Below are 23303 nucleotides of genomic sequence, written 5' to 3'. Positions count from 1 at the left end.
ACCGTGGAGAGATGAGCAACGTCGCTTCCGGGGACCTCGCGGTTCTTCCCCCGGGGATGGGTGGCAGCGCCGCCGCCGAATTCGCACCGTTCGTGCGCGCTTTCGCACGGGCGTTCGGCACTCGCCGGGGTGCGGGCGCGGCGTTCACGCTGCACCGGCACGGAGAACCGCTGGTGGACATCTGGGTCGGCTCCGGTGGCGACGTTCCGTGGACCAGGGACACCGGCACGATCATCTTCTCGGCCACCAAGGGGATCGCGGCCACCGTCGTGCATCGTCTCGCCGACCGCGGATTGCTCGACTATTCCGCCCCGGTCGCGGAGTACTGGCCGGAGTTCGCCGCCAACGGCAAGCACAAGATCACCATCCGCCACCTGCTGACCCACCGCGCCGGCCTGTCCGCGCTGGCCCCGATCGCCACCGGCGGCCTGTCCGACGTGCTCGACCACGAGCTCATGGAACAGCGCCTCGCCGCCGCGAAACCCGACCGGCTGCTCGGCGTTCCCACCTACCACGCGCTCACCTTCGGCTGGCTGGTCGGCGGCCTGACGCGCGCGATCACCGGCACCAGCTTGGGCGAGCTGATCCGCACCGAGGTCGCCGAACCGCTCGGCATCGAAGGACTGCATCTGGGCAAGCCGCCCGCCGGTTCGCCGATCACCTACGCCCCGCTGGCGGGCACCCAGCTGAGCATGCTCGGCAAACCGCTCGGCGCCGCGGTGATGGGTCGTAGCCACCGGATTCCCGGCGCGCTCGGCGCGGCCACCCGCTGCCTGTTCCTGCCCGGCCTCGAATCCATTCTGGAGGGCGTGAGCCCGCCGATCCTGGAGACCGAACTCGGCGCGGGCAACGGGGTAGCCACCGCGCCCGCGCTGGCCACGATGTACGGCGCGCTCGCGGGCGACGGCACCGTGGCCGACCGCAGGTACCTCGGCCGCCACACCATGAAGGCGCTGCGCCGCATCGAGACCTACCAGCCCGATCGCGCGCTGTTCTACCTGCCGATGATGTGGCGTCTGGGCTACCACTCGCTGCCGATGCCGGGCGCGCACGCCGGGTTCGGGCACATCGGCCTCGGCGGTTCCTTCGGCTGGGCCGAACCACGGCTCGGCCTTTCGGTCGGCTTCGTGCACAACCGCCTGTCCGCCGCGCAGCTCAGCTACGACCAGTCGGCGGCCTTCTGGCTGCTGCCGCTGATGCTGAACTGCCTGCGCGCTTCCCGGCGCCGGATACCGGCGGCGCAGACGCCCAAGGCCGCCTGACCGCCGGAGCCGGGCTCAAGTCAGGTAGCGGTAGGCCGGTGAGTCGGGCTCGAGGCGCTCGCACTGGATCGGGGAGTGGTGCATCCGCTCCAGCAGCGGCGCCAGCCCGTCGGGCGCGCCGAGTTCGATGCCGACCAGCGCGGCGCCGGTCTCCCGGTTGTTGCGCTTGACGTACTCGAACAGCGTGATGTCGTCTTCCGGGCCGAGCACCTCGTTGAGGAATCGGCGCAGCGCGCCGGGCTCCTGCGGGAAGTCCACCAGGAAGTAGTGCTTGAGCCCGCTGTGCACGAGCGAGCGTTCGATGATCTCGCCGTATCGGGACACGTCGTTGTTGCCGCCCGACACCAGGCACACCACCGTCGAACCCGGCTCCACGGTGATCTCCGCCAGCGCGGTCGTGGTGAGCGCGCCCGCGGGCTCGGCGATGATGCCCTCGTTCTGATACAGGTCGAGCATGGTCGTGCAGATCGCGCCCTCGTCGACCTGCATCATCTGGAAAGCGCCCGCGCCCCTGGGGGATTCGGTGACGGTCAGCAACGGCAGCGAGGCGTGCGAGACCACGCGCCCGCCGAACCCGGCCACCGCCGCGTAGGGCACCGCGCCCACCCGGCGCACCGCGGCGCCGTCCACGAACGGATCGATCTCCGGCAGGGTGACCGGGCCGCCCGCCACGAGGGCCGCGGTCATCGAGGCGGCGCCCGCGGGCTCCACGCCGAGGATGGCGGTGCGCGGCGAGCGCGCGCGCAGGTAGGTGCCGATGCCGGCCAGGCAGCCGCCGCCGCCCACGGGCACGATCACCAGATCGGGCGTGGTCGGCAGCTGCTCCAGGATCTCCGCCGCGATGGTGCCCTGACCGGCGGCGGTGCGGGTGTCGTCGAACGGCGGCACCATGGTCGCGCCGGTGCGCTCCACGTCAGCCGTCGCGGCCGCGGCGGCGGCGTCGTAGGTCTCGCCGACCGCGATCAGCTCGACGAATTCCCCGCCGTGCACGCGGATGCGATCGCGCTTCTGCTTCGGCGTCGTGGTCGGCACGTAGATGCGGCCCTTGATCCCCATCGCCTGGCAGGCGAACGCGACGCCCTGCGCGTGGTTGCCCGCGCTGGCCGCGACCACGCCCGCGGCGCGTTCCGCCTCGGTCAGCTGCACCACCAGGTTGTAGGCGCCGCGCAGTTTGTAGGAGCGGACCGCGCTGAGATCTTCGCGTTTCAGATAGACGTTCGCCCCGGTCAGCTTGGACAGCCGCTCGCTGCGCTGCAGGGGCGTCGGATCGATGACGTCGGCAATTCGCTTGGCGGCAGCATCGATCTCGTCCGCGGTGAGCGCGGGGCGAGAAACGGTCAGTGCGTCGAGGACATCAAGCGGATCGGACACCCCGAATATGCTGCCACCCGCCGCGGCGGCGAGCTGCGGCGGGTGGCGGTGACACGCGGGCTACCTGCGCGGAAGCTACCTGGGCGTGAGCACGAAGACGGGGATCTGGCGATCGGTCTTGGTCTGGTAGTTCGCGTAATCCGGCCACACCTCGACCGCGCGCTCCCACCATCGCGCCTTCTCCTCGCCGAAGACCTCGCGCGCGGTGTAGTCCTTGACGACCGGGCCGTCACGCAGCTCGACGTGCGGTTCGGCCTTGATGTTGTGGTACCAGACGGGATGCTTGGGCGCGCCGCCCAGCGACGCCACCACGGCGTACTCGCCGTCGTGCTCCACCCGCATCAGTGGCGTCTTGCGCAGCTTGCCGCTCTTCGCGCCTTTCGTGGTGAGCAGGATGATCGGCACACCTTGCAGGGTGTTGCCCTCGGTGCCGCCGGAGTTCTCGTACTTCTCGGCCTGCTCGCGGGCCCAGTCGGAGGTACTCGGTTCGTATTCACCTGTCAGTGGCATGTCTGCGGCAACACCGCGGCGACTACGTGTGTTCCCGGCGACAGAAAGTTCGCTGGCCCGAACTTCCGATTCCGACTACCCTGAGGAGATGGCGGTCGTTCACTCCTCGGCACGCGGCGCCACCATCGACATCGCGGGCAGCGCGTGGCCGGTATACAAGCTCGACGCACTGGTCGTCGGCCTGGCGACCTGCCTCGTCTTGGCCCTGATCACCGGATCGCTGCAGATCGCGGTGCTCGCCGCGGCGGCGCTCGGCGCGGCGCGGTGGCTGATCGGCATGGCCGCCGCGGGTAGCGGCGAGCGGCCCGGCGGCACTCCATAGCCCACCCGCATTAACGGTTCCCCTCCCCACGCGATGAATTCGAGTAGTCGAGTACGCGGGTTTCGGTGGGATGCCGGCGGGAGGATCAACCTTATGAAACGACTCGTGGTGTGTTGTGACGGCACGTGGAAGGCCGAGTCGAGCAGCACGGTTTCCAACATTGTCAAGATCGCCCAGACGATCCGCTTCGACGCGCAGGGACCGGCGGGGGAGACGATCCAGCAGTGGGTCACCTACGTCTCCGGGCCGGGCGCGCGCGGGTTCCTCAGCGATCGCCTGATGGGCGGCGCCTTCGGCCTCGGGCTCGAGGCGAACCTGTCGTCCGCCTACTGGCACTTGGCCCTGAACTGGGAGAAGGGCGACGAGATCTACATCTTCGGGTTCAGTCGCGGCGCCTTCACCGCGCGCAGCCTGGCCGGTCTGATCAGCCGTATCGGGATCATGACCCCCGAAGCGATGATCGAAGGCAAGTACCCGGAGGCGCTGCGCATCTACCGGCAGCGACCGCCGGCGCCGACCCCGGAGAACCCCGATCCGGACGAGCCCGAGCAGTGGCGGGAATTCCGCCGCAAGTACTGCCGCAGAGCGAAGATCGATTTCCTCGGCGTGTTCGACACCGTCGGCGCGCTCGGCGTCCCCGGCATCACCTCGTTGCGGCACCGCTTCCACGACGTCAAGCTCTCCCGGCACGTGCACTGCGCGCGCCAGGCGCTGGCCATCGACGAGCGGCGGCGCAACTTCGAACCGTCCGTGTGGGAGGTGCCGGTCGAACCGACGGTGAAGTACCGGCGCGGCTTCGAGCGGGTCAAGCAGGTCTGGTTCCCCGGCGTGCACAGCGACATCGGCGGCGGCTATGCCGAATGCGGCCTGTCCGACATGACGCTGCAGTGGATGGTCGGCGAGGCGGAGTCGGTCGGGCTGGCCTTCGACCGCGACCGGCTGGCCGCGCTGTCGAAACGCTGCGACCACACCGACGGCGACCACATGCGGCTGCACGATTCCCTGAAGATCGGTTACCGCATCCTGAATGTGCTTCGCACACTGCGCAATCCGCGCAGCCCCCGGTTCCACTGGGATTCCTGGCGCCGGATGTCCATACCCACCGATCAGGGGGTGCGACTGGCGGCAAGCGCTCAGGACGCGCTGGACTACCATCCCCCGAACCTGCGACGCTGGCGCGAAGAACTGGGCGGCGCGATTCCGGAGAAGACCTTCGAGCAGGTCCGCGGGGTGTTCTCGAAGCAGCTCGAGCATGTTCCCCCCGCGCCTGCGCGGGAGGCGTCAGCGCACCAGGAGCGCGACGGGGAGTCTGGCGAACATCTTCTCCAGCCTGGCCCGGCCCTGGAAGGTGTGGCCGGTCAGCCGGTCGGTCCAGCTGCCCGCGGGTAAGTCGAGGAACGTGTCGCCCCACCCGGTCTCGGCCAGACCGACGCTGTGGCGGGTGACGGCGACGATGACCTCGGGGGCTTCGCCGGCCCGGCCACGGGCGTAGGAGACCACTTTGGACGCGTGGTCGCCGGTGGCGAACAGCGGCCGGTAGGCGCCGCCGACGAAGCACTCGGGACGTTCCCGGCGCAACCACAGCGCGTAGGCGACGATCCACATCTTCGCCGCGCCGGTGGTGTCCAGCGCGGGCGTGCCGGTGAGCGATTGCAGCATGCCGGCGCGGGCGGCGAAGTCCACCGGCCTGCGGTTGTCCGGGTCGACGAGGGAGTCCTCCCACAGCTCGCAGCCCTGGTAGACGTCCGGGATGCCGGGCCCGCACAGTTGCAGGAGCTTCTGCGACAACGCGTCCGACCAGGCGTGCGGAGCCAGCTCGTGCACCAGGTCGCCGAGTTCGGAGCCCACCGGTCCGTCGATCACCGCGTCCAGCCAGGCGTGCACCGCGGCCTCGAACTCGGCGTCCGGTTCCTCCCAGGAGGTCTTGGTGTTCGCCTCCCGCATCGCCTTCTCGGCGAAGGTGTGCAGGCGTTCGCGCAGGCCGGGCACCGACGCGGCCGGTCGCCCGTCGGCGGGCCAGACCCCGAACATGTTCTGCAGCAGGAACAGCGCCGTCGCCCCGTCCGGGGCGGGGGTGGTCTCCAGCCAGGAGTCGACGTTGCGCGCCCAGGTCTCCGCGGCCTGCGACAGCACGCCGATGCGGGCGCGCACGTCCTCGCCGCGCTTGGTGTCGTGCGTGGACAGCGTCGTCAGCGTCGCGGGCCACAGCTGCGCGCGCTGGCTCATGGACAGGTGGAACTCGTTGAGCGAGTGACCGAACCGTGCCGGGTTGCCGCCGACCTCCTGCAACGACACCAGCCGGGCGGCCTGGTAGAACATGGTGTCCTCGACCGCCTTCGCGGTCACCGCGCCGCAGACCTGGCTGAAGCGCACCGCCGCGGCGCCGTCGGCGGCCAGCGCGGCGACCAGGACCGCCAGCGGCGCGGTGAGCTCGCTGTTGCGCTTCTCCACCTCGGCGATCACCGCGCCCGTCATCCCGGCCAGCGGCGCGTAGTCGGCCCGGTAGACCGGCATGAACGCCAGCACCTCGATGGTGGCGTTGGTCAGCGCCATGGTGTCGAAGCTCTCGGCGTTCGCGTCCTGTTTGATCGCGGCCACCAGCCGCCGGACCTCCGGCGTCAGAATGGTCTCCGCGACCGCGCGCTTGATCCGGTGCTCGGTCTCGCCGATCCAGGCCCGGTCGCTGCCGTGCCCGGCGACCCGGCGGGACAGTTCGGTGAGCGCGTGCTCGCCGCGCGGATCGATCAGCACGCCGCCGAAGTCGGCCAGCGCCTCGTAGCCGGTGGTGCCGTCGATCGGCAGCGTCGCGTCCAGCGGCTCGCGGTTGGCCAGGATCTTCTCCACCAGCAGCAGCCGGTGCGGGCCGATCAGCCTGCGCAGCCGGGTGAGATAACCGGCGGGATCGGCCAGACCGTCCGGATGGTCGACCCGCACGCCGTCGATCAGGTCGTGCTCACACCACGCGGCGAGCTCGCGATGGGTGAGCTCGAAGACCTCGGGATCCTCCTGCCGGATCGCGGCCAGGCTGCTGACCGCGAAGAAGCGCCGGTAGGTACACAACCCGGCCTTCCAGCTCACCAGCCGGTAGTGCTGTTTGTCGTGGATGCGCAAGGCGTTGTCGCCGTCGGTGCCCGGCGCGATGGGGAAACGCAGATCGTGCAGCGCGAGCATCGGTTCGGCGCCGGAGCGGTCGACGGTCAAGGCGGCCGGGTCGTTCTCGCTCTGCAGGACCGGCAGCGCCAACCGGCCGCCGGCGCCGTTGCCGGGGCTCCAGTCGATGTCGAAATACGACGCGAACCGCGACTCCTGGCCGTTGCGCAGCACGTCCCACCACCACGCGTTCTGCCGGGGATCGGCGACGCCGACGTGGTTGGGCACCAGATCCACGATCAGGCCCATGCCGCGGCTGCGCACCTCGTCGGCGAGGGCTTTGAGCCCCGTCGGCCCGCCGAGGGCGGCGGAGACCGTGGTCGGATCGGTGACGTCGTAGCCGTGCGTCGAGCCGTGCGCCGCGGTCATGATCGGCGAGAGGTACAGGTGCGAGATGCCCAGCTGCTGGAGGTATTCCGCGATGGCGCGGGCCTCGGCGAAGGTGAGCGCGTCCGGGCGCAGCTGCAGCCGGTAGGCGCTGCGGATCGTGGTCTGGCGGGCGGGCCTGCGTCGCAGGGACACCGGGTCGGTCACGTGCATCTCGGTGGGATCGGGTGCGTTCATCGGCATTCGGGTCAGGCGGCCTGGCGGAGGACGAGGAGACAGCGGGCTTCGACGGTGACGGTCGCGCCACCGGGGTATCCGGCGTCGGCCAGGCCGGTCGGCGTCGAGCAATCCAGTGCCACCGCCCATTCCGCGCCGTCGCCGGTGCTCGGTAGCACGAAGTCGATAGCCGCGTCGTGGGCGTTGAAACACAGCAGGAACGAGTCGTCGGAGATCCGCTCGCCGCGCGGGCCCGGCTCGGGGATCGCCTCGCCGTTGAGGTAGACCGCCAGCGACTTGCCGAAGCCGCTGTCCCAGTCCGCCTCGGTCATCTCCTCGCCGGAGGGGGTGAGCCAGGCGATGTCGCGGGCGTTGTCGGGCGAACGGACCGGCCCGCCCGCGAAGAAGCGGCGGCGCCGGAAGACCGGGTGCTCGGTGCGCAGCGCGACCACCGCGTGGGTGAATTCGAGCAGATCGGCGTTCTTCTCCCGCAGCGACCAGTCCATCCACGCCAGCGGCGAGTCCTGGCAGTAGACGTTGTTGTTGCCGTGCTGGGTGCGGCCCATCTCGTCGCCGTGCGCGAGCATCGGCACGCCCTGGCTGAGCATCAGCGTGGCCAGCAGGTTGCGGCTCTGCCGGTCGCGCAGGGCGAGCACCTCCGGGTCGTCGGTCGGGCCTTCGACGCCGCAGTTCCACGACCGGTTCCAGCTCTCGCCGTCGCGGTTGTCCTCGCCGTTGGCCTCGTTGTGCTTCTCGTTGTAGGACACCAGATCCCGCAGCGTGAACCCGTCGTGCGCGGTGACGAAGTTGATGCTGGCGCTGGGCCTGCGGCCGGTGGCCTCGTACAGGTCCGACGAGCCGGTGAGCCGGGAGGCGAACTCGCCGAGCGTCGCCGGTTCGCCGCGCCAGTAGTCGCGCACGGTGTCGCGGTACTTGCCGTTCCACTCCGTCCACAAACTGGGGAAATTGCCCACCTGGTAGCCGCCCTCGCCCACGTCCCACGGCTCGGCGATGAGCTTGACCTGACTCACCACCGGGTCCTGCTGCACCAGGTCGAAGAACGTCGAGAGCCGGTCCACGTCGTGCAGTTCCCGCGCCAGCGTCGCGGCCAGGTCGAAGCGGAAGCCGTCGACGTGCATCTCCAGGATCCAGTAGCGCAGCGAGTCCATGATCAGCTGCAAGGTGTGCGGATGGCGCACGTTGAGACTGTTGCCGGTGCCCGTGTAATCCATGTAGTGCGAGGGGTCGTCGTCGACCAAGCGGTAGTAGGCGGCGTTGTCGATGCCGCGGAAACCGATGGTCGGGCCGCGGTGGTTGCCCTCGGCGGTGTGGTTGTAGACCACGTCGAGGATCACCTCGATGCCCTCGGCGTGCAGCGCGCGCACCATCGCCTTGAACTCGGTGACCGCCGAGCCCGCGCGGTCCATCGTCGCGTATTCGTTGTGCGGGGCGAGGTAGCCGAAGCTGTTGTAGCCCCAGTAGTTGCGCAGTCCCTGGTCCAGCAGCACGCGGTCGTGCAGGAACTGGTGCACCGGCATCAGTTCGATCGCGGTGACGCCCAGGCCCTTCAGGTGGTCGATGATCGCCGGGTGCGCGATGCCGGAATAGGTGCCGCGCAACTCCTCGGGCACTTCCGGATGCGTCATCGTCATGCCTTTGACGTGCGCCTCGTAGATCACCGTCTCGTGGTAGGGCCGGTTCGGCGCGCGGTCGGCGCCCCAATCGAAGTACGGGTTGATCACCACGCCGGTCATGGTGTGGCCGAGCGAGTCGAGCCCGTGGGTGTAGAGCGAGGGGTGATCGTCGAAATCGCCGTCGAAAGCCTTGCCGTAGGGATCGAGCAGCAACTTGCTCGGGTCGCAGCGCAACCCGCGATCGGGGTCGTACGGGCCGTGCACCCGGAATCCGTAGCGCTGACCCGGATCGATTCCGGGCAGGTAGGCATGCCAGACGTAGCCGTCGACCTCGTCGAGCGCGATGCGCGTCTCGGCGCCGTCCCCGTCGATCAGGCAGAGTTCGACCGCGTCGGCAACCTCGGAGAACACCGAGAAATTGGTGCCAGCGCCGTCGTAGGTGGCCCCGAGGGGGTAGGCGGTGCCGGGCCAGACACCCAGGGGTGCCGCGTCACCGGGCGCTGCGTCGGGCTGAGCCATGGCAACGACAGTAGCGCCAGCCGGGCTCCGCGCACTGCGGGTGGTTGTGGATGCGTAGGTCGGGCGAGGTCGGAGGCCCTTCTTCGGTCGGCGGCGGCAGTAGCCGAGGAATGCCACGACGCGCGAGACCGCCGGGTGCGTTCCGGCAGGCATACCCGCCGGGCAACCGTCCTGCAGTCCCGCAGCCGGGCGAGAGGACAGGGTTCGACGCGGAGGACGCACCACCCCGGCGGCCTCGTGCGCGTCAGTTCGCGGACGTGAGCGACCGCCGCCAGGTCTGGCCGACGAGGTCGTGGCCCCAGCTGTGGTGCGGTTGCTGCTCGACGAGTTCGAATCCGGCGCGCTGGTAGACGCGGCGCGCGGCGGTGAGCACGTCGTTGGTCCACAGCACGATCTCTCGGTACCCGGCCTCGGTCGCGAAGCGCAGGCACTCATCCACCAGCGCCGAACCGACGCCGAGGCCGCGGGCGGTCGGCTCGACCAAGAGCAATCGCAGCCGCGCGGTGGTCTCGTCCTCGCGAACGCAGAAGACGCTGCCCACCGGGTGGCCATCGGCTTCCGCGATCCAGGCGCGCTCGCGCCGCTCGTCACGTGAAGCCAAGTAGTCGGCCACGATCCGCACGATCAATTCCTCGTAGGTCGCGTCCCAGCCGTATTCGTTCGCGTAGAGCTCCGCGTGACGCTGGATCACCCAGCCGTAATCGCCGGAACGCGGGGGCCGCAGCGAAAAGGCGGGCGCGTCGGCGGGCCGGTCCAGGATCTGCTGGATGGTCCGCATCGCCGTGATCAGGCGCGCTCGGGCCGCTTGCGGCTGCGCGCCGAGCAGCGCGCCGACCTCGTCGCTGGAGCGCCGATCGAGCGTCGCGAAGACCTCACGGCCCCGGTCGGTCAGCCGGACCTCCTGGCGGCGGCCGTCGCGGCCCGAACGGTTGCGCCGCACCAGGCCGGACCGCTCGAACCGGGCGAGGATGCGGCTGAGGTAGCCCGCGTCGAGGTCGAGGGCGTGCCGTAGCGCCACCACTTCGGTCGTGTCGGAGGCGGCCAGTTCGAACAGGATCCGCGCCTCGGTGAGCGAGTAGCGGCTGTCGTGCAGTCCTTCTCCCAGCACACCGATCACGCGGGTGTAGTGGCGGTTGAATGCGCGGACGGCGGCGATGTCGGCGGGTGCGGCAGCGGTCACGGCGGCTCCAATCTTTGACTCCGTCAAAGAATATTGCGCGGCGGCGTCGCTGGGTGGGGAAACGGCCGAACTCGGCCCACTGTTGCGGGCGCGCCCAGCTCGGGTGCTAACTTGAACGACGTTCAGGACGCCCCGGGGACCGGGGCCGTGATGCGAGGATTCCCGTGGCACTGACCCCCGACGAGATCACCGCCCTCGACGCCGAGCACGTCTGGCATCCCTACGGCGGCTTCCCCGCGACGACCGAACCGCTGGTGGTGGCCGCCGCGGCGGGAACCAGGCTGACGCTGGCCGACGGGCGCGAGCTGGTCGACGGCATGAGTTCCTGGTGGGCCGCCATCCACGGCTACCGGCACCCGGCCCTGGACGCCGCGCTGGTGGAGCAGGCGCGGCGGATGAGTCACGTGATGTTCGGCGGGCTCACCCACGAGCCCGCGGCCCGGCTGGCCGAACTGCTGGTGGAATCGACGCCGGACGGGCTGGACAAGGTGTTCCTGTGCGACTCCGGCTCGGTGTCGGTCGAGGTCGCCGTGAAGATGTGCCTGCAGTATTGGCGTTCACTCGGCAAACCGCAGAAGCGGCGGCTGCTCACTTGGCGCGGCGGGTATCACGGCGACACCTTCACCCCGATGAGCGTGTGCGACCCGGAGGGCGGCATGCACTCGCTGTGGACCGACATCCTGGCGAACCAGCTGTTCGCGCCGGTGCCGCCGCGCGAGTACCACCCGGAGTACGTGGCGGAACTGGAGCGCATGATCGCCGAGCACGCGGGCGAACTGGCGGCGGTCATCGTGGAGCCGGTGGTCCAGGGAGCGGGCGGGATGCGCTGGCATCATCCCGGCTACCTCGCCGATCTGCGCAGACTGTGCGACGAGCACGGCGTGCTGCTGGTCTTCGACGAGATCGCGACCGGATTCGGCCGCACCGGAACCCTGTTCGCGGCCGACCAGGCCGGTGTCTGCCCGGATGTGATGTGCGTGGGCAAGGCGCTGACCGGCGGCTACCTCACCCTCGCCGCCGCGCTGTGCACCACGCGGATCGCCGAGACGATCAGCGCGGCGCACGGCGGGCTCATGCACGGGCCGACGTTCATGGGCAACCCGCTGGCCTGCGCGGTCGCCGTCGCGTCGATCGAGTTGCTGCGCTCGCGCGACTGGCGCGGCGAGGTGACCCGGATCGAGGCGGAACTCACGGCGGGGCTGGCCCCGGTGCGCGAGCTGCCGGGCGTGGTGCAGGCGCGCGTGCTCGGTGCGATCGGCGTGATCGAGCTGGACCGCCCGGTCGACATGCGCGCCGCGACCGACGCCGCGGTGGCGGCCGGAGTGTGGTTGCGTCCGTTCCGCAACCTCGTCTACACGATGCCGCCGTTCGTCAGCACGTCCGGCGACATCGCCACGATCACCGCCGGGATGCGCGCCGCGGTCGCCGCACAGCTCGCGGGCTGACCGGTCAGGCGATCCACGGCGGGACGATGGCGGCGTCGCTGTCCGGTGTTCCGGCCCGAGCCCCCGCCGGCGCGGTGACGATGGCGGTGAAGCCGTCGCCGGTGCGCACCTGTCGCAGCGCGTTCGGCGGGAGAATCACCGTATCGCCTTCCGCCGCGGTGAGTTCCGTGCCGTCGAGCGCGACGTCGAGCCGTCCGGCGAGGACGGTCCAGATCTGCTCGGCGTCGATGAAATGCAGCGGTCCCGCGGTGTTCGCGGGCACCTCGACCCGCCACAGCGCGAGGCCGGAGCCGCCCTGGGTGGGAGAGGCGAGCGTGGTCATGACGCCGCTCGCGGTCTCGGTGCGGCGGGTGTCGGAGTGCCGGATGACGGTCATCGGGGTACCACCTCTAGAATAGACAACATGGTTGTCCATATAGTCAACGAGGTTGTCCATCATGTCAAGTGACCGTGGCGGCTACGAGTTGCCGCTGCGCATGCTGCTCGGCTTCCGGGCGGCGATCGACGAGGTGCACGCCGACCTGGCCGGGCACGGGCACGCCGACCTGCGGCCGATGCACGGCTTCGTCTTCCAGGCGATCGGGCGCGCGGGCGGGCCGCACGGTTGCACGGCCGCCGACCTCGGGCGCGCGCTCGGCGTCTCGAAACAGGCCGCGGGCAAGCACATCGAGGCGCTGGAGCGGCTGGGCTACCTACGCCGCGGGCACGATCCGTCCGACGCGCGGCGCAAGGTCTACACGCTCACCGAACGCGCCGAAGACGTGCTCATCCGATCGGCGCGAACGTTCGACCGGATCCGCGATCGCTGGTCGGAGCTGCTCGGCGCGGACCGGCTGGCCGCATTCGAGCGCGACCTGCGCTTGCTGACACCCGGCGAGGTGTTCCGGCTCGATACGCCGAATTGGTTCACCGGTCCGTGAGCCGGTCGGGCGCGCGGTCGGCGATCTCCGGGCGATCGCTGTCGGACACCATCTCCCATACCCGGAAGATGCAGTGATAGTCGTCCGACCAGCCGCGCACCATCAGCAGGTAGGTGTCGCCGTCGCGGAGCACGATGCGGCGACCGCGCAGTTTGGGATGCTCCGGAGTGTAGGTGGGCAGCACACCGGCCAGCTTCGCCAGTGCCTGTGCGCGCGTGCCGACCACTTCGGTGAGAATTCGGGGTGACCAGCGCTTGTGATCGCCCGAACCCGTTGTTTCCTCGACGACTATCGCCCACCGCGGCATCCGGCCGTAATCCTCCCCGGTGCAGCTTGTCACCGCGGGCCGGTGACACCACCAACGATGGCTCAACCGTACCAGCGGACCTCGGGGCGGGTGTCCTGAACGGTGTTCAAGTATGCTGCCCAGCTGTGAGTACCGATCCGTTGAGCTGGTTGGACGAACGCGCTTCCGCACGGGTGGCCGCGGGACTGCGCCGTGAGCTGCGCCCGCGCGCCCCGCGAACGCCGTCGATCGATCTCGCCTCCAACGACTATCTCGGCCTGGTCCGCCACCCCGAGGTGACCGAGGGCGCGATCGAGGCGGTGCGCCGCTGGGGTGCGGGATCGACCGGGTCACGGCTGGTCACCGGCACCACCACCGAGCACGAACTGCTGGAGACCGAGCTGGCCGAATTCGTCGGCGCGGAAGCGGGACTGGTGTTCGCCTCCGGATACGCGGCCAACCTCGGCGGGGTGACCGCGCTGGCCGGGCGCGGCTCGCTGGTGGTCTCCGACGCGGGCAGCCACGCGTCGCTGGTGGACGCGTGCAGGCTCTCCCGCGCCCGGGTGGAGATCGCGCCGCATCGCGACGTCGCCGCCGTGGACCGGCTGCTGTCGGAGCGGACCGAGGACCGTGCGCTGGTGCTCACCGATTCGGTGTTCAGCGCCGACGGCGATCTCGCGCCGCTGACCGAGCTGCATCGCGTGACCAGGGCCAACGGTGCGGTGCTGGTGGTGGACGAGGCGCACGGCATCGGCGTGCGCGGCGCGGGCGGGCGCGGATTGGTGCACGAGACGGGCCTGGCCGGGGCGCCGGACCTGGTGATCACCGCGACGCTGTCGAAATCCCTCGCGGCACAAGGCGGTGTGGTGCTGAGCAGCGCGCGGGTGCGCGCCCACCTGATCGACGCCGCGCGCACGTTCATCTTCGACACCGGTCTCGCGCCCGCCGCCGTCGGCGCCGCGCGGGCCGCGCTGCGGGTGCTGCGCGCGCAGCCGGAGCTGGCCGAACGGGTGCTGGCTCGCGCCGCGGACATCGCCGCCATCGCCGGTGTGCCCGCGCCGCCTTCGGCGGTGGTGTCGGTCGTGCTCGGCCCGGCGCAGGTGGCTTTCGACGCCGCGCAGGCGTGCCGGGCGCGCGGGCTGGACGTGGGCTGCTTCCGTCCGCCGACGGTGCCGGAGGGCACGTCGCGACTGCGCTTGACCGCGCGGGCGAATCTCTCCCCGGCCGAACTGGATGTCATCGCGAGGGTGCTCGGCGAGGTGCTGGCGCAGGCGCGAGAGGCGGTACCGGCATGACCGTGCTGCTCGTCACCGGCACCTCCACCGATGTCGGCAAGACCGTCGTCACCGCGGCCGTCGCCGCCGCGGCGATGGCCAACGGCCGTTCGGTGGCGGTGTGCAAGCCGGGCCAGACCGGTGTGGCGGCCGGTGAACCCGGCGATCTCGCGGAGATCCAGCGGTTGTCCGGCGTCACCCGCACCCTCGAACTCGCCCGCTACCCCGACCCGCTCGCGCCCGACACCGCCGCCCGCCGCGCCGGGCTGCCGGAACTGACGCTGGCCGAGACCGCCGCCGCCGTCGACTCTTTGACCGGCGCCGACCTCGTTCTGATCGAGGGCGCGGGTGGACTGCTCGTGCGCCTGGGCGATTTCACGTTGCTCGACCTCGCCCAGAAACTCGGCGCACCCGTCCTGCTGGTCACCGCCGCCGGGCTGGGGACGCTCAACCACACCGAACTGACCACCCGCACACTGCACGCGGCGGGCGTGCGGTGCGCGGGCCTGGTGATCGGTTCCTGGCCCGCCGAACCCGATCTCGCCGCCGAGTGCAACCGCACCGACCTGCCGCGCGTCACCGGCGTCGACCTGGTGGGCTCGGTGCCGCAAGGCGCAGGCGGCTGGGAGCGCGCGCGATTCACCGCCGCCGCCCCCGGCTGGTTCGAGCCCGCCTGGTCACCTTTCCGCTGACCGGCCGCGTTCGCGAAGAGCTCCGAACGGCGGTGGCTCCAACACGATGCCCAGGGCGGCACTGATATCCAGGCGGTGCACGCGGGGTGCCCAGCGGAATGGTGCCAGAGGACAACGAAATCGGCCGCCGGACCGCCCCCGGGGAACTCGCGGCCATGGCCGCGGCGGCACGCTGAGCGATAGCGGGCTCGTGGCGACCATCCGCACCCGTGCCTACAGTGGGATGGATGTCGCCGATGGACGAGAGGCACCCGTCCACCGTCTCCGACTGGGACGACGCGCGACGCCGAGCCCGGCTGCGGGACACGAGCCCGGGGCACGGGTGGAAGACGTTGCGCCGCACCAGGGTGACGCTGCTCCGGGTGGCCGCGCTGCTGCTGGCCGGGCTGGTGGTGTTCGCGCAGTACTGGAAGTACGACGTCGCGCCGGAACAAGCGCGACTGGCGCGCACCGAGCCCGCCATCCTGCCCGTCGCCCCGCCGGTGGACCCGCAGAACTGGGACACCGTCGTGGTGGACCTGGTCGGGCTCGGCGGGCTCGACGCCGGCGACACCGCCGCCGCGCTGCCCGCTCTGCGCAGGATGGGCATGGTGTGGGCGATCCGCTACGACAACCAAGGTATCGACACCAAGGTCATCGCCGATCTCGTGGTGCGCGCCGCCGAACTCTCGGGTCTGCGCAACATCGTGCTGGTCGGCCACAGCATGGGTGGCGTGATCGCGCTCGAGGTCGCCGAGCACATCCACCGCGACAGCGACCGCAGACTGGTCGGGGTGATCCTGGACTGCACGCCGGTCGACCTGAACGCGGTGCGCCCGGAGAGCCGCGGGCGCGGTGAGGACATGCTGCGCTGGATGGGCTGGCTGCCCGGCGCGCGGGAAAGCCGCATGCTCCGGCTGGCCGTGGAGACCTACGCCCGCCGGGACCGTTTCGTCGACCGGGGCCACGGGCTGCCCGGCGTCCGGCTCGGCGAGCTGGGCGAGGTGCTGGCGGAAGTGATGCGGGAGAAGATCGTCTCGCGCGACGCGGCGAGCAACGGCCTGATCGAGTCCCAGTTCACCGCCATTGTGGCCGGTGGCGCGACGGACGACTTGCGCACCCTGGCCCAGCCGGTGGCGGACAAGCCGCGGCCCGCGATCGTCTTCATCCGGCCCCGCGACGCGAACGCCGACCGCGTGGTCGATGTCGAGTACTCCCACCGGGTGCTGATCGAGCAGTCCGGCGGAGTGGACGGCACACTGCTGGTGGTGCTGGCGCGCAACACCGGGCACGCCAATCCCATGCAGCGGCCCCGGGAGTACAACACGGTGATCGAACAGCAGATCCTGCCGTTCGTGCAGCGTTATCAGCAGCAGGTCCGGTCGGCGACGGTGGCCGCGCCGCCGCGCTGAGGGGTTCGAACCAGGCTGAGACAAACCGTTCTCGCGCCGGTTTCGTCTTGTTGTAATTCGCGTTATGTTCCGACCAAGTACGTTCCGGTCCGGCCGCCGCGGCCGCGCGACCGCCGCATTGCTCGCCGTTGCGACCGTTGCGACCCTCGGACTCACCGGCTGCGCGAAGGACGACGAGCCGGTCGGTCCCACCGCCGACGGGCCATTGCCGACCGAGGTTCCCGCCGGAACCACCCTCGTGGTCGCCGATCAGTCCGAGCGCCTGCAATCCGTGCTTCGCCTGTCCGGCGAGCTGGACAAACTGCCGTTCAAGGTGGAGTTCGCCAACTTCGTCGGCGGTCCCGCGATCCTGGAGGCGTTCCGCGCGGGCGCCGCCGACGTAGCGCAGGTCGGCGACGTCCCGCCGATCCACGCGTTGGTGGCCGGGCAGGACGTTCCGATCATCGCGTCCTACCAGACCAGCACCACCGCCTTGAAGCTGGCGGTGGCGCCGGGCAAGCCGGTGTCGAAGCTGTCGGATCTGAAGGGCAAGAAGATCGCCTACGCCGAGGGCACCGCCCAGCAGGCCGCCGTGCTGCGCGCCATCGACAAGGCCGGGCTCACCACCTCCGACGTGCAGTTGATCCGGCTGCAGCTGGCCGAGTTCCCCGATGCCGTGCGCACCGGCCAGGTCGACGTCGCGCCGCTGATCGAGCCGAACGTCACCCGGTTCCTGCGCACGCCGGGCGCCTCGCTGGTCCCGGATTCGGAGACCGCAGGCATCTACGGCGGTCTGGCCTACCTGTACGCGCGCCGGGCCGTCGTGCGCGACCCGGCGAAGGCCGCCGCCAGCCGTGCGCTGGTCGGCGCGTTCGTCCGCGCCTACCAGTGGGCCAACACCCACCCGGAGGACTGGGCGCGCCGCTACTACGTGGACAACCAGAAGGTGAGCGCCGACGACGCCAAGCGCATCGTGGAATCCCTGGGCGCCTACGTCTTCCCGCACTTGGACCAGCAGCTCGTCGACCGGCAGCAGGCCACCATCGACGCCATCGCCGAGGCGGGCGAACTGCCCGAGAAGGTGCAGGCGGCCAACGGCTTCGACCTGCGCTTCGACGCCGCGGTGACGCAGGCGGTCACCGAGAGCGGCGCGTCGTTCGAGCCGAAGGCCCGCTGATGGCGACCGTCGACGCCGCGGTGCTGCGCCGCTTCGGTCGCGGCCGCTCCGCGACGGAACCGGTGCCGGCGAAGCGCAAGCCGACCCGGCCGCGCCTCGGACCAGGCCGTCCCATACCGTTCGGCATCGCGGTGGGACCGCTGTTGCTGATCGCCGCATGGGTGGCCGGATCGGCCACCGGCACACTGGATCCCGAGACGCTGCCCGCGCCGTGGACGGTCGCCGAGACCGCCGGTGACCTGCTGGCCGACGGTCGTCTGCAGAGCAATCTGCTGACCTCGGTGCAACGCGCCGCGATCGGGCTCGGCCTTGGTGTCGCGATCGGCCTGGTGCTGGCGTTGCTGGCCGGGCTGAGCCGGATCGGTGAAGCGCTGGTGGACGGGCCGATCCAGATCAAGCGCGCCATTCCGACGCTCGCGCTGATCCCGCTGTTCATCGTGTGGTTCGGCATCGGCGAGGAGATGAAGCTGGTGGTGATCACCACCAGCGTGGCGATCCCGATCTACTTGAACACGCACGCGCATCTGCGCAGCGTCGACGCCAGGTACGTGGAACTCGCCCAGACCGTCGGTCTGTCGCGGTGGGGATTCATCCGCCGGATCGCGCTGCCGGGATCGCTGCCCGGTTTCTTCACCGGCCTGCGGCTGGCCGTCACCATCTCGTGGCTGGCGCTGGTCGTGGTGGAGCAGGTCAACGCCACCAGCGGCATCGGATACCTGATGACCCAGGCCCGCACCTACGGCCAGATCGACATCATCGTGGTCGGCCTGGTGATCTACGGCCTGCTCGGCCTGTTCGGCGACCTGCTGGTGCGCGCCGTGGAAAGGAGGGCGCTGTCATGGCGGCAGACACTCGGGGACTGAACGTGGTCCGTGTCCGGCGGCTGCGCCGTGGCTTCGGCGACCGGGTCGTGCTGCGCGATCTCGACATCGACATCGCCCGCGGCGAGTTCGTCGCGTTGCTCGGCCGCAGCGGGTCGGGCAAGAGCACGCTGCTGCGCGCGCTGGCGGAATTGGATTACGACGTTCCGGGTTCGGGCGAGTTGAGCGTGCCCACCGAGCGCTCCGTGGTGTTCCAGGACTCGCGGTTGCTGCCCTGGGTGCGGGTGCTCGACAACGTGACCCTCGGCCTCGGCGGTCCGGACGCGGCCGGTCGCGGCCGCGCGGCGCTGGCCGAGGTCGGGCTCGCGGGCCGAGAGCAGGCCTGGCCCAAGGAGCTGTCCGGCGGCGAGCAGCAGCGCGTCGCGCTGGCGCGTTCGCTGGTGCGCGAACCCGAATTGCTGCTGGCGGACGAACCGTTCGGCGCGCTGGACGCGCTGACCCGGATCAAGATGCACGCACTGCTGCAGGACCTGTGCGCCAAGCACCGGCCCGCCGTGCTGCTGGTCACCCACGACGTGGACGAGGCGGTGCTGCTGGCCGACCGCGTCCTGGTGCTCGACGAAGGGCGCATCGCGGTGGACCAGCGCATCGACCTGGAACGTCCGCGCGGCCACGGTGATCCCGCCTTCCTGCGGCACCGCTCCCTGCTGCTGGCCAGCCTGGGCGTCGACATCGCCGACGCGCCCACCGACGAGAAGAAAGCCTCATGAACGCACCGCGCCAACTCAGCCTCAACGCCTTCATCTATCCCTCCGGCCACCACGAGGCGGCCTGGCGGCATCCGTGGAGCAGCCCCGACCGAATCTACGACGTCGCCTACTACCAGGAGATCGGACGCACCGCCGAGGCGGCGAAACTGGACGCGGTGTTCTTCGCCGACGGACCCGCCCTGCGCACCGACGTCGAGCACAACGCGGCCTCCGGTCTGGAGCCGATCACCCTGCTCACCGCGATCGCCACGGCGACAACGCATCTCGGCCTCATCGCCACCGCGTCGACCACGTATTACGAGCCCTACAACCTGGCCAGGCTGTTCTCCACGCTGGACCACATCTCCGGCGGCCGGGCGGGCTGGAACATCGTCACCACCGGCACCGATCTCGCCGCGGCCAACTTCGGTCTGGACAAGCATCCCGTCCACGCCGAACGGTACGCCCGCGCACGGGAATTCGTCGACGCCGTGGTCGCGTTGTGGGACAGCTGGGAGGACGACGCCATCGTCCTGGACCGGGCCTCCGGCGTGTACGCCGACCCGGAGAAGATCCACCGGATCGACTTCGCGGGCGAACACCTGCGGGTACGTGGTCCGTTCACCGCGCCGCGCACCCCGCAGGGCCACCCGGTGCTGGTGCAGGCGGGCGCGTCGAACGACGGGCGCGCGTTCGCGGGCAAGTACGCGGAGGCGATCTTCACCGCGCACCAAAGGCTCAGCGACGCCCAGGCGTTCTACGCCGACATCAAGCAGCGGGCCCGCGGCTTCGGGCGCGACCCAGAGCACGTCAAGATCCTGCCCGGGATCAGCCCGTTCATCGCCGACACCGAGGCGGCGGCGAAGAAGTTGGAGCAGGAGTTCAACGAGCTCACCGTGCCGGAATACGGCCTGGCGCAACTCGAGGGCATCGTCGGGATCAGCCTGCGGCACCTGCCGCTGGACGAGCCGATCCCGGTCGAATTGTTCGACGCGGCGGGCGATGTCACCGACAACGGGCGGAGCCGGTTGCAGGTCGTGGCCGGCATCGTGCAGCGGGAACGGCCGACCGTGCGCGGCCTGCTGCACCGCCTCGCCGGTGCGCGCGGCCACCGGGTGTTCGCCGGGACGCCCGAGCAGGTCGCCGACACCATCGAGGAATGGTTCCGCAACGGCGCCGCCGACGGGTTCAACGTGATGCCCCCGTACTACCCGGGCGGACTGGAGATCTTCGCCGAGACGGTCGTGCCGATCCTGCAGGAGCGCGGCCTGTTCCGCACCGAGTACAGCGGCACCACCCTGCGCGACCACTTCGGCCTGCCCCGCCCCGACAGCCGCTTCGCCCGGCAGCCCGCGCTGGCCCGGTGAGCGGCGGCGACGGAAGCGACTGTCCGCCCGGGCGCAGGGCTGTCCGCCGCAGGACGGCACCGGTGCGAGCGAAATCGGCGCGCGATCTCGCCTCGGGCAGCGTCTTCGGGCTGCCGGTGATCGAGGTGAGCGCGGCGTCGTGGCGTCGAGCGGTGGCGCGATGAGCGAGCGGTCCGCCGTGGCGGGCGAAGTCGTCGGCGCGGTGCGGTTGCGGTCGCTGACCTGGACGGTGTTCGTGCCGATGGTGGTGTACGGCATCGGGTCCGGCGCGGCCGCGCCGATGTACGCGCTGCGCGCGCTCGATCTGGGGGCGTCGGCCGGGCTGGCCGGCGTCGTCGTCGCGCTGTCCGGACTGGGCATGGTGCTCACCGATCTGCCCGCCGGGCGGGTGGTCGCCAGGATCGGCGAACGCGGCGCGCTGGCGCTCGGCTCGGTGCTCGGGGCGCTCGGCGTGCTCGCGGCGATCGTCGCGCCGAATGTCGGCGTGCTCGCGCTGGGCATGCTGCTGGGCGGCGCGGCAAGCGCGGTGTGGGGCCTGGCTCGCCAGTCCTATCTGGTGGCCGTGATACCCACGAACGACCTCGGGCGCGCGATGTCGACGCTGGCCGGTTCCATGCGGCTGGGGTTCTTCTGCGGCCCGTTCCTCGGTGCGGCCGTGGTGCATTCGCTCGGTCCCAACGGCGCGCTGTGGTTGCAGCTGGCGACCACGGTGGTGTCCGGCGCGGCCATGGCGGCGATCCGATCGCCCGAGGCAGCGGGCGGAGCGGGCACCGGGCACGCGCTGACGGCGATCGTGGTCGAGCACCGCAGGACACTCGGCACGCTCGGGCTGGCCGCGCTGCTGGTCGGCGCCGCGCGGGCGGCGCGGCTGGCGCTGCTGCCGTTGTGGGCCGCGCACATCGGAGTGAGCGCCTCGACGACCAGTCTGATCTTCGGCGTGGCGGGCGCGATGGACGTGCTGATGTCCTATCCCGCGGGGGTGTGGCTGGATCGCTACGGCAGGCGGGCGACCGGTGTGCCGTCGATGGTCCTGTTCGCCGCCGGTTTCGGCGTGTTGCCGTTCACCTCCTCGGTGTTCGGTCTCGGGTGCGCCGCCGTGCTGCTCGGGCTGGCCAACGGGATGAGCAACGGGCTGATCATGACGGTCGGCGCGGACGTCGCGCCCGACGGGCAGCGCGCGGAGTTCCTCGGCGCTTGGCGGCTCACCCACGACATCGGCATGTTCGCCGGGCCGGTGGCGGTCGGCGCGATCAGCGCCGTCACGGTGCTGGGCGGAGCGGCCGTCGCGCTCGCGCTCACCGCCGCGGCGGGCGCCTACACCATGCACCGCTGGTTTCCCGGGGTGGTCGTGCCGCCGGCACGGCAGCCGTCCGCCGAGACCGGGTAGCCGCTCGGCCCTCGCCGCCACTGCGCGGGATAAGGGAATTTCCACTGGTGGCTGGTGTCGCTGGGACGTTGTCACCGATGCGCGTCGGTATGGTGCTGCGCCATGCCCATCCCCTTCCTTCGGCGAGCCGTTCCGGTCGCGGCCTCGATCAGCATGTGCGTCGCTGTCACGCTCGCGGTGGCGCCCGCGGCAGCGGAAAGCCCGGCGACCGGGCAACTGAGTGCGATCGAACTGCTCGATCCGGCGTGGACATTCCCCGAGGCCATGGCCTCGTTCGGGATCGGCTACACCACGACCGATCAGCACGGAGCCGCCGCGCAGGCCTCCGGTGCGCTCTATCTGCCCAAGGGCCTGCCGCCGGAGGGCGGATGGCCGCTGGTGGTGTGGGCGCACGGAACCGCCGGCATCGGCGATGCCTGCGCGCCGTCGCGCCGCCCGCAGTCCGAGCGGAACACCTCGTATTTCGACCGGATTCTGGAGAACGGGTACGCGGTGCTGGCTCCGGACTATCAGGGCCTCGGCACCCGCGGGCAGTTCAGCTACTACAACACGCAGGTCGAGGGAATGTCGATAGTGGACGCGGTCGCCGCGCTGCGCGCGACTCCCTTTCCGCTGTCGCGGAGATGGGTCGTCGTCGGCCAGTCGGAAGGAGCGCACGCGGCGATGAGCGCTGCGGCCCTGTACGCCGAGAAAGGCGGTTCCGCGCCCGGTTTGAGCGGGGTAGTGGTCACCGGACTGCGCACCGACCCGAGTAAGAGCCTGCCGGAGATGTTCCGGCGCGACTCGACCGGCTCGAAGAACCAGATCGCCTACGCGGCGTATTACCTGGCTTCGCTGGAGGAACTGAACCCCGGCAGCGTCACCCCGTACCTGTCGGATTTCGGCAAGGAATTCGTGGAAAAGGCGGCCCACGAATGCTTGTCGCGCCTGGTCGAGCGCGCCGAGGGCCGCAGGCCGTCGGCGCTCGTCGCCGATCCCGATCGGCCGACGCCCACCTTCACCGAGGACATCGCCGCCTTGACGAGATATCCGGAAGACCGGTTCACCAGCGATCTCAGGATCGGCTACGGCACGGCCGACATCGATGTGCCGCCCACCGACACCGAGGGCTACGGGCAGAAGTTGCGACAGCTCAACCCCGGAGTACAAGTGACGGTCCAGAGCTACCCCGGCCAGGACCACAGCGGTGCGTTCTTGGCATCGCTTCCGGACACATCGGCTTTCCTGAACACGCACCTGCGCTGAACCCTCGGCGCGCCACAGCGGGCCGCCGGAAACCAGGCCGCTACACCGAACGCGGAACCGTCATGCCGACGCGTCGGAC

At 70.6% G+C, this 23303-nt stretch carries 21 protein-coding genes; 14 read left to right on the top strand and 7 right to left on the bottom strand.

Translation table 11 applies throughout. The annotated features are described in order from the left end of the window. Positions 1–11 precede the first annotated feature (11 nt). Positions 12–1262 carry a serine hydrolase domain-containing protein gene (locus tag ACWDMM_RS21630; RefSeq protein WP_195082674.1) on the top strand — a complete coding sequence of 417 codons (1251 nt, stop codon included), beginning with the start codon at positions 12–14 and terminating at the stop codon, positions 1260–1262. Between the two features lie 15 nt (positions 1263–1277). Here the strand turns inward: ACWDMM_RS21630 and ilvA are convergent, their stop codons facing one another. Together ilvA and ACWDMM_RS21620 are read right to left on the bottom strand one after the other, a co-directional pair. Further along, positions 1278–2633 (bottom strand): threonine ammonia-lyase IlvA, encoded by a 1356-nt coding sequence (gene ilvA, locus ACWDMM_RS21625; RefSeq protein ID WP_195082675.1) that lies wholly within the window; start codon positions 2631–2633, stop codon positions 1278–1280. A gap of 75 nt (positions 2634–2708) precedes the next feature. Continuing rightward, the gene (locus tag ACWDMM_RS21620; RefSeq protein WP_195082676.1) at positions 2709–3143 is read right to left on the bottom strand and encodes a nitroreductase family deazaflavin-dependent oxidoreductase; all 435 of its coding nucleotides are present in this window, start codon (positions 3141–3143) and stop codon (positions 2709–2711) included. Between the two features lie 88 nt (positions 3144–3231). On the opposite strand from ACWDMM_RS21620, the gene ACWDMM_RS21615 reads away from it, so the two are divergent. Beyond that, positions 3232–3465 carry a hypothetical protein gene (locus ACWDMM_RS21615; protein ID WP_195082677.1) on the top strand — a complete coding sequence of 78 codons (234 nt, stop codon included), beginning with the start codon at positions 3232–3234 and terminating at the stop codon, positions 3463–3465. A gap of 93 nt (positions 3466–3558) precedes the next feature. Next, entirely contained in the window at positions 3559–4854 is a 1296-nt protein-coding gene (locus tag ACWDMM_RS21610) for a DUF2235 domain-containing protein (RefSeq protein ID WP_195082678.1), read from the top strand. Here ACWDMM_RS21610 and treY read toward each other — a convergent pair. The 3 genes from treY to ACWDMM_RS21595 all read right to left on the bottom strand — a co-directional run bounded on the left by treY (position 4747) and on the right by ACWDMM_RS21595 (position 10491). Then, a complete protein-coding gene (gene treY / locus ACWDMM_RS21605) occupies positions 4747–7155 on the bottom strand; it encodes a malto-oligosyltrehalose synthase (protein ID WP_323124505.1) in 2409 nt (802 codons plus the stop codon). The two genes, ACWDMM_RS21610 and treY, sit on opposite strands and share 108 nt — an antisense overlap. A gap of 35 nt (positions 7156–7190) precedes the next feature. Further along, positions 7191–9311 (bottom strand): glycogen debranching protein GlgX, encoded by a 2121-nt coding sequence (glgX, locus tag ACWDMM_RS21600; RefSeq protein ID WP_449939065.1) that lies wholly within the window; start codon positions 9309–9311, stop codon positions 7191–7193. Between the two features lie 244 nt (positions 9312–9555). Further along, complete coding sequence (locus ACWDMM_RS21595) at positions 9556–10491, bottom strand: bifunctional helix-turn-helix transcriptional regulator/GNAT family N-acetyltransferase (RefSeq protein WP_449939063.1); 936 nt, start codon at positions 10489–10491, stop codon at positions 9556–9558. 164 nt (positions 10492–10655) lie between these two features. On the opposite strand from ACWDMM_RS21595, the gene ACWDMM_RS21590 reads away from it, so the two are divergent. Beyond that, complete coding sequence (locus ACWDMM_RS21590; protein WP_357109443.1) at positions 10656–11936, top strand: adenosylmethionine--8-amino-7-oxononanoate transaminase; 1281 nt, start codon at positions 10656–10658, stop codon at positions 11934–11936. A 4-nt stretch (positions 11937–11940) separates the two neighbouring features. On the opposite strand, the gene ACWDMM_RS21585 is transcribed toward ACWDMM_RS21590, so the two are convergent. Then, a complete protein-coding gene (locus ACWDMM_RS21585; RefSeq protein ID WP_449939060.1) occupies positions 11941–12375 on the bottom strand; it encodes a cupin domain-containing protein in 435 nt (144 codons plus the stop codon). Between ACWDMM_RS21585 and ACWDMM_RS21580 the strand changes: the two genes are divergently transcribed. Then, positions 12374–12856 (top strand): MarR family winged helix-turn-helix transcriptional regulator, encoded by a 483-nt coding sequence (locus tag ACWDMM_RS21580; RefSeq protein ID WP_357109449.1) that lies wholly within the window; start codon positions 12374–12376, stop codon positions 12854–12856. The genes ACWDMM_RS21585 and ACWDMM_RS21580 overlap by 2 nt on opposite strands. On the opposite strand, the gene ACWDMM_RS21575 is transcribed toward ACWDMM_RS21580, so the two are convergent. Then, positions 12843–13196 (bottom strand): hypothetical protein, encoded by a 354-nt coding sequence (locus ACWDMM_RS21575; RefSeq protein WP_449939058.1) that lies wholly within the window; start codon positions 13194–13196, stop codon positions 12843–12845. The two genes, ACWDMM_RS21580 and ACWDMM_RS21575, sit on opposite strands and share 14 nt — an antisense overlap. Positions 13197–13288: 92 nt before the next feature. Between ACWDMM_RS21575 and ACWDMM_RS21570 the strand changes: the two genes are divergently transcribed. From ACWDMM_RS21570 to ACWDMM_RS21530, 9 genes are all read left to right on the top strand, one after another. Further along, on the top strand, positions 13289–14437 hold the full coding sequence (locus ACWDMM_RS21570) for an 8-amino-7-oxononanoate synthase (protein ID WP_357109455.1): 1149 nt from the start codon (positions 13289–13291) through the stop codon (positions 14435–14437). Then, positions 14434–15108, top strand: coding sequence for a dethiobiotin synthase (bioD, locus tag ACWDMM_RS21565; protein ID WP_449939056.1), 675 nt, complete (start codon positions 14434–14436; stop codon positions 15106–15108). Before ACWDMM_RS21570 ends, bioD begins: the two co-directional genes overlap by 4 nt. Positions 15109–15335: 227 nt before the next feature. Continuing rightward, a complete protein-coding gene (locus ACWDMM_RS21560) occupies positions 15336–16499 on the top strand; it encodes an alpha/beta fold hydrolase (RefSeq protein WP_195082688.1) in 1164 nt (387 codons plus the stop codon). A gap of 64 nt (positions 16500–16563) precedes the next feature. Next, the gene (locus ACWDMM_RS21555; protein ID WP_195082689.1) at positions 16564–17655 is read left to right on the top strand and encodes an ABC transporter substrate-binding protein; all 1092 of its coding nucleotides are present in this window, start codon (positions 16564–16566) and stop codon (positions 17653–17655) included. Continuing rightward, complete coding sequence (locus ACWDMM_RS21550; RefSeq protein WP_195082690.1) at positions 17655–18518, top strand: ABC transporter permease; 864 nt, start codon at positions 17655–17657, stop codon at positions 18516–18518. The genes ACWDMM_RS21555 and ACWDMM_RS21550 overlap by 1 nt, the downstream gene beginning before the upstream one ends. Continuing rightward, positions 18494–19246, top strand: coding sequence for an ABC transporter ATP-binding protein (locus ACWDMM_RS21545; RefSeq protein ID WP_357109462.1), 753 nt, complete (start codon positions 18494–18496; stop codon positions 19244–19246). The genes ACWDMM_RS21550 and ACWDMM_RS21545 overlap by 25 nt, the downstream gene beginning before the upstream one ends. Continuing rightward, the gene (locus tag ACWDMM_RS21540) at positions 19243–20592 is read left to right on the top strand and encodes an LLM class flavin-dependent oxidoreductase (RefSeq protein ID WP_195082692.1); all 1350 of its coding nucleotides are present in this window, start codon (positions 19243–19245) and stop codon (positions 20590–20592) included. Before ACWDMM_RS21545 ends, ACWDMM_RS21540 begins: the two co-directional genes overlap by 4 nt. A gap of 160 nt (positions 20593–20752) precedes the next feature. Next, complete coding sequence (locus ACWDMM_RS21535) at positions 20753–21979, top strand: MFS transporter (RefSeq protein WP_357109465.1); 1227 nt, start codon at positions 20753–20755, stop codon at positions 21977–21979. Positions 21980–22081: 102 nt separating this feature from the next. Beyond that, entirely contained in the window at positions 22082–23224 is a 1143-nt protein-coding gene (locus ACWDMM_RS21530) for an alpha/beta hydrolase family protein (protein WP_195082694.1), read from the top strand. Positions 23225–23303 lie beyond the last annotated feature (79 nt).

Source organism: Nocardia sp. NPDC003726 (genome assembly GCF_053586955.1).
This window is presented reverse-complemented; position numbering and strand designations above follow the sequence as displayed.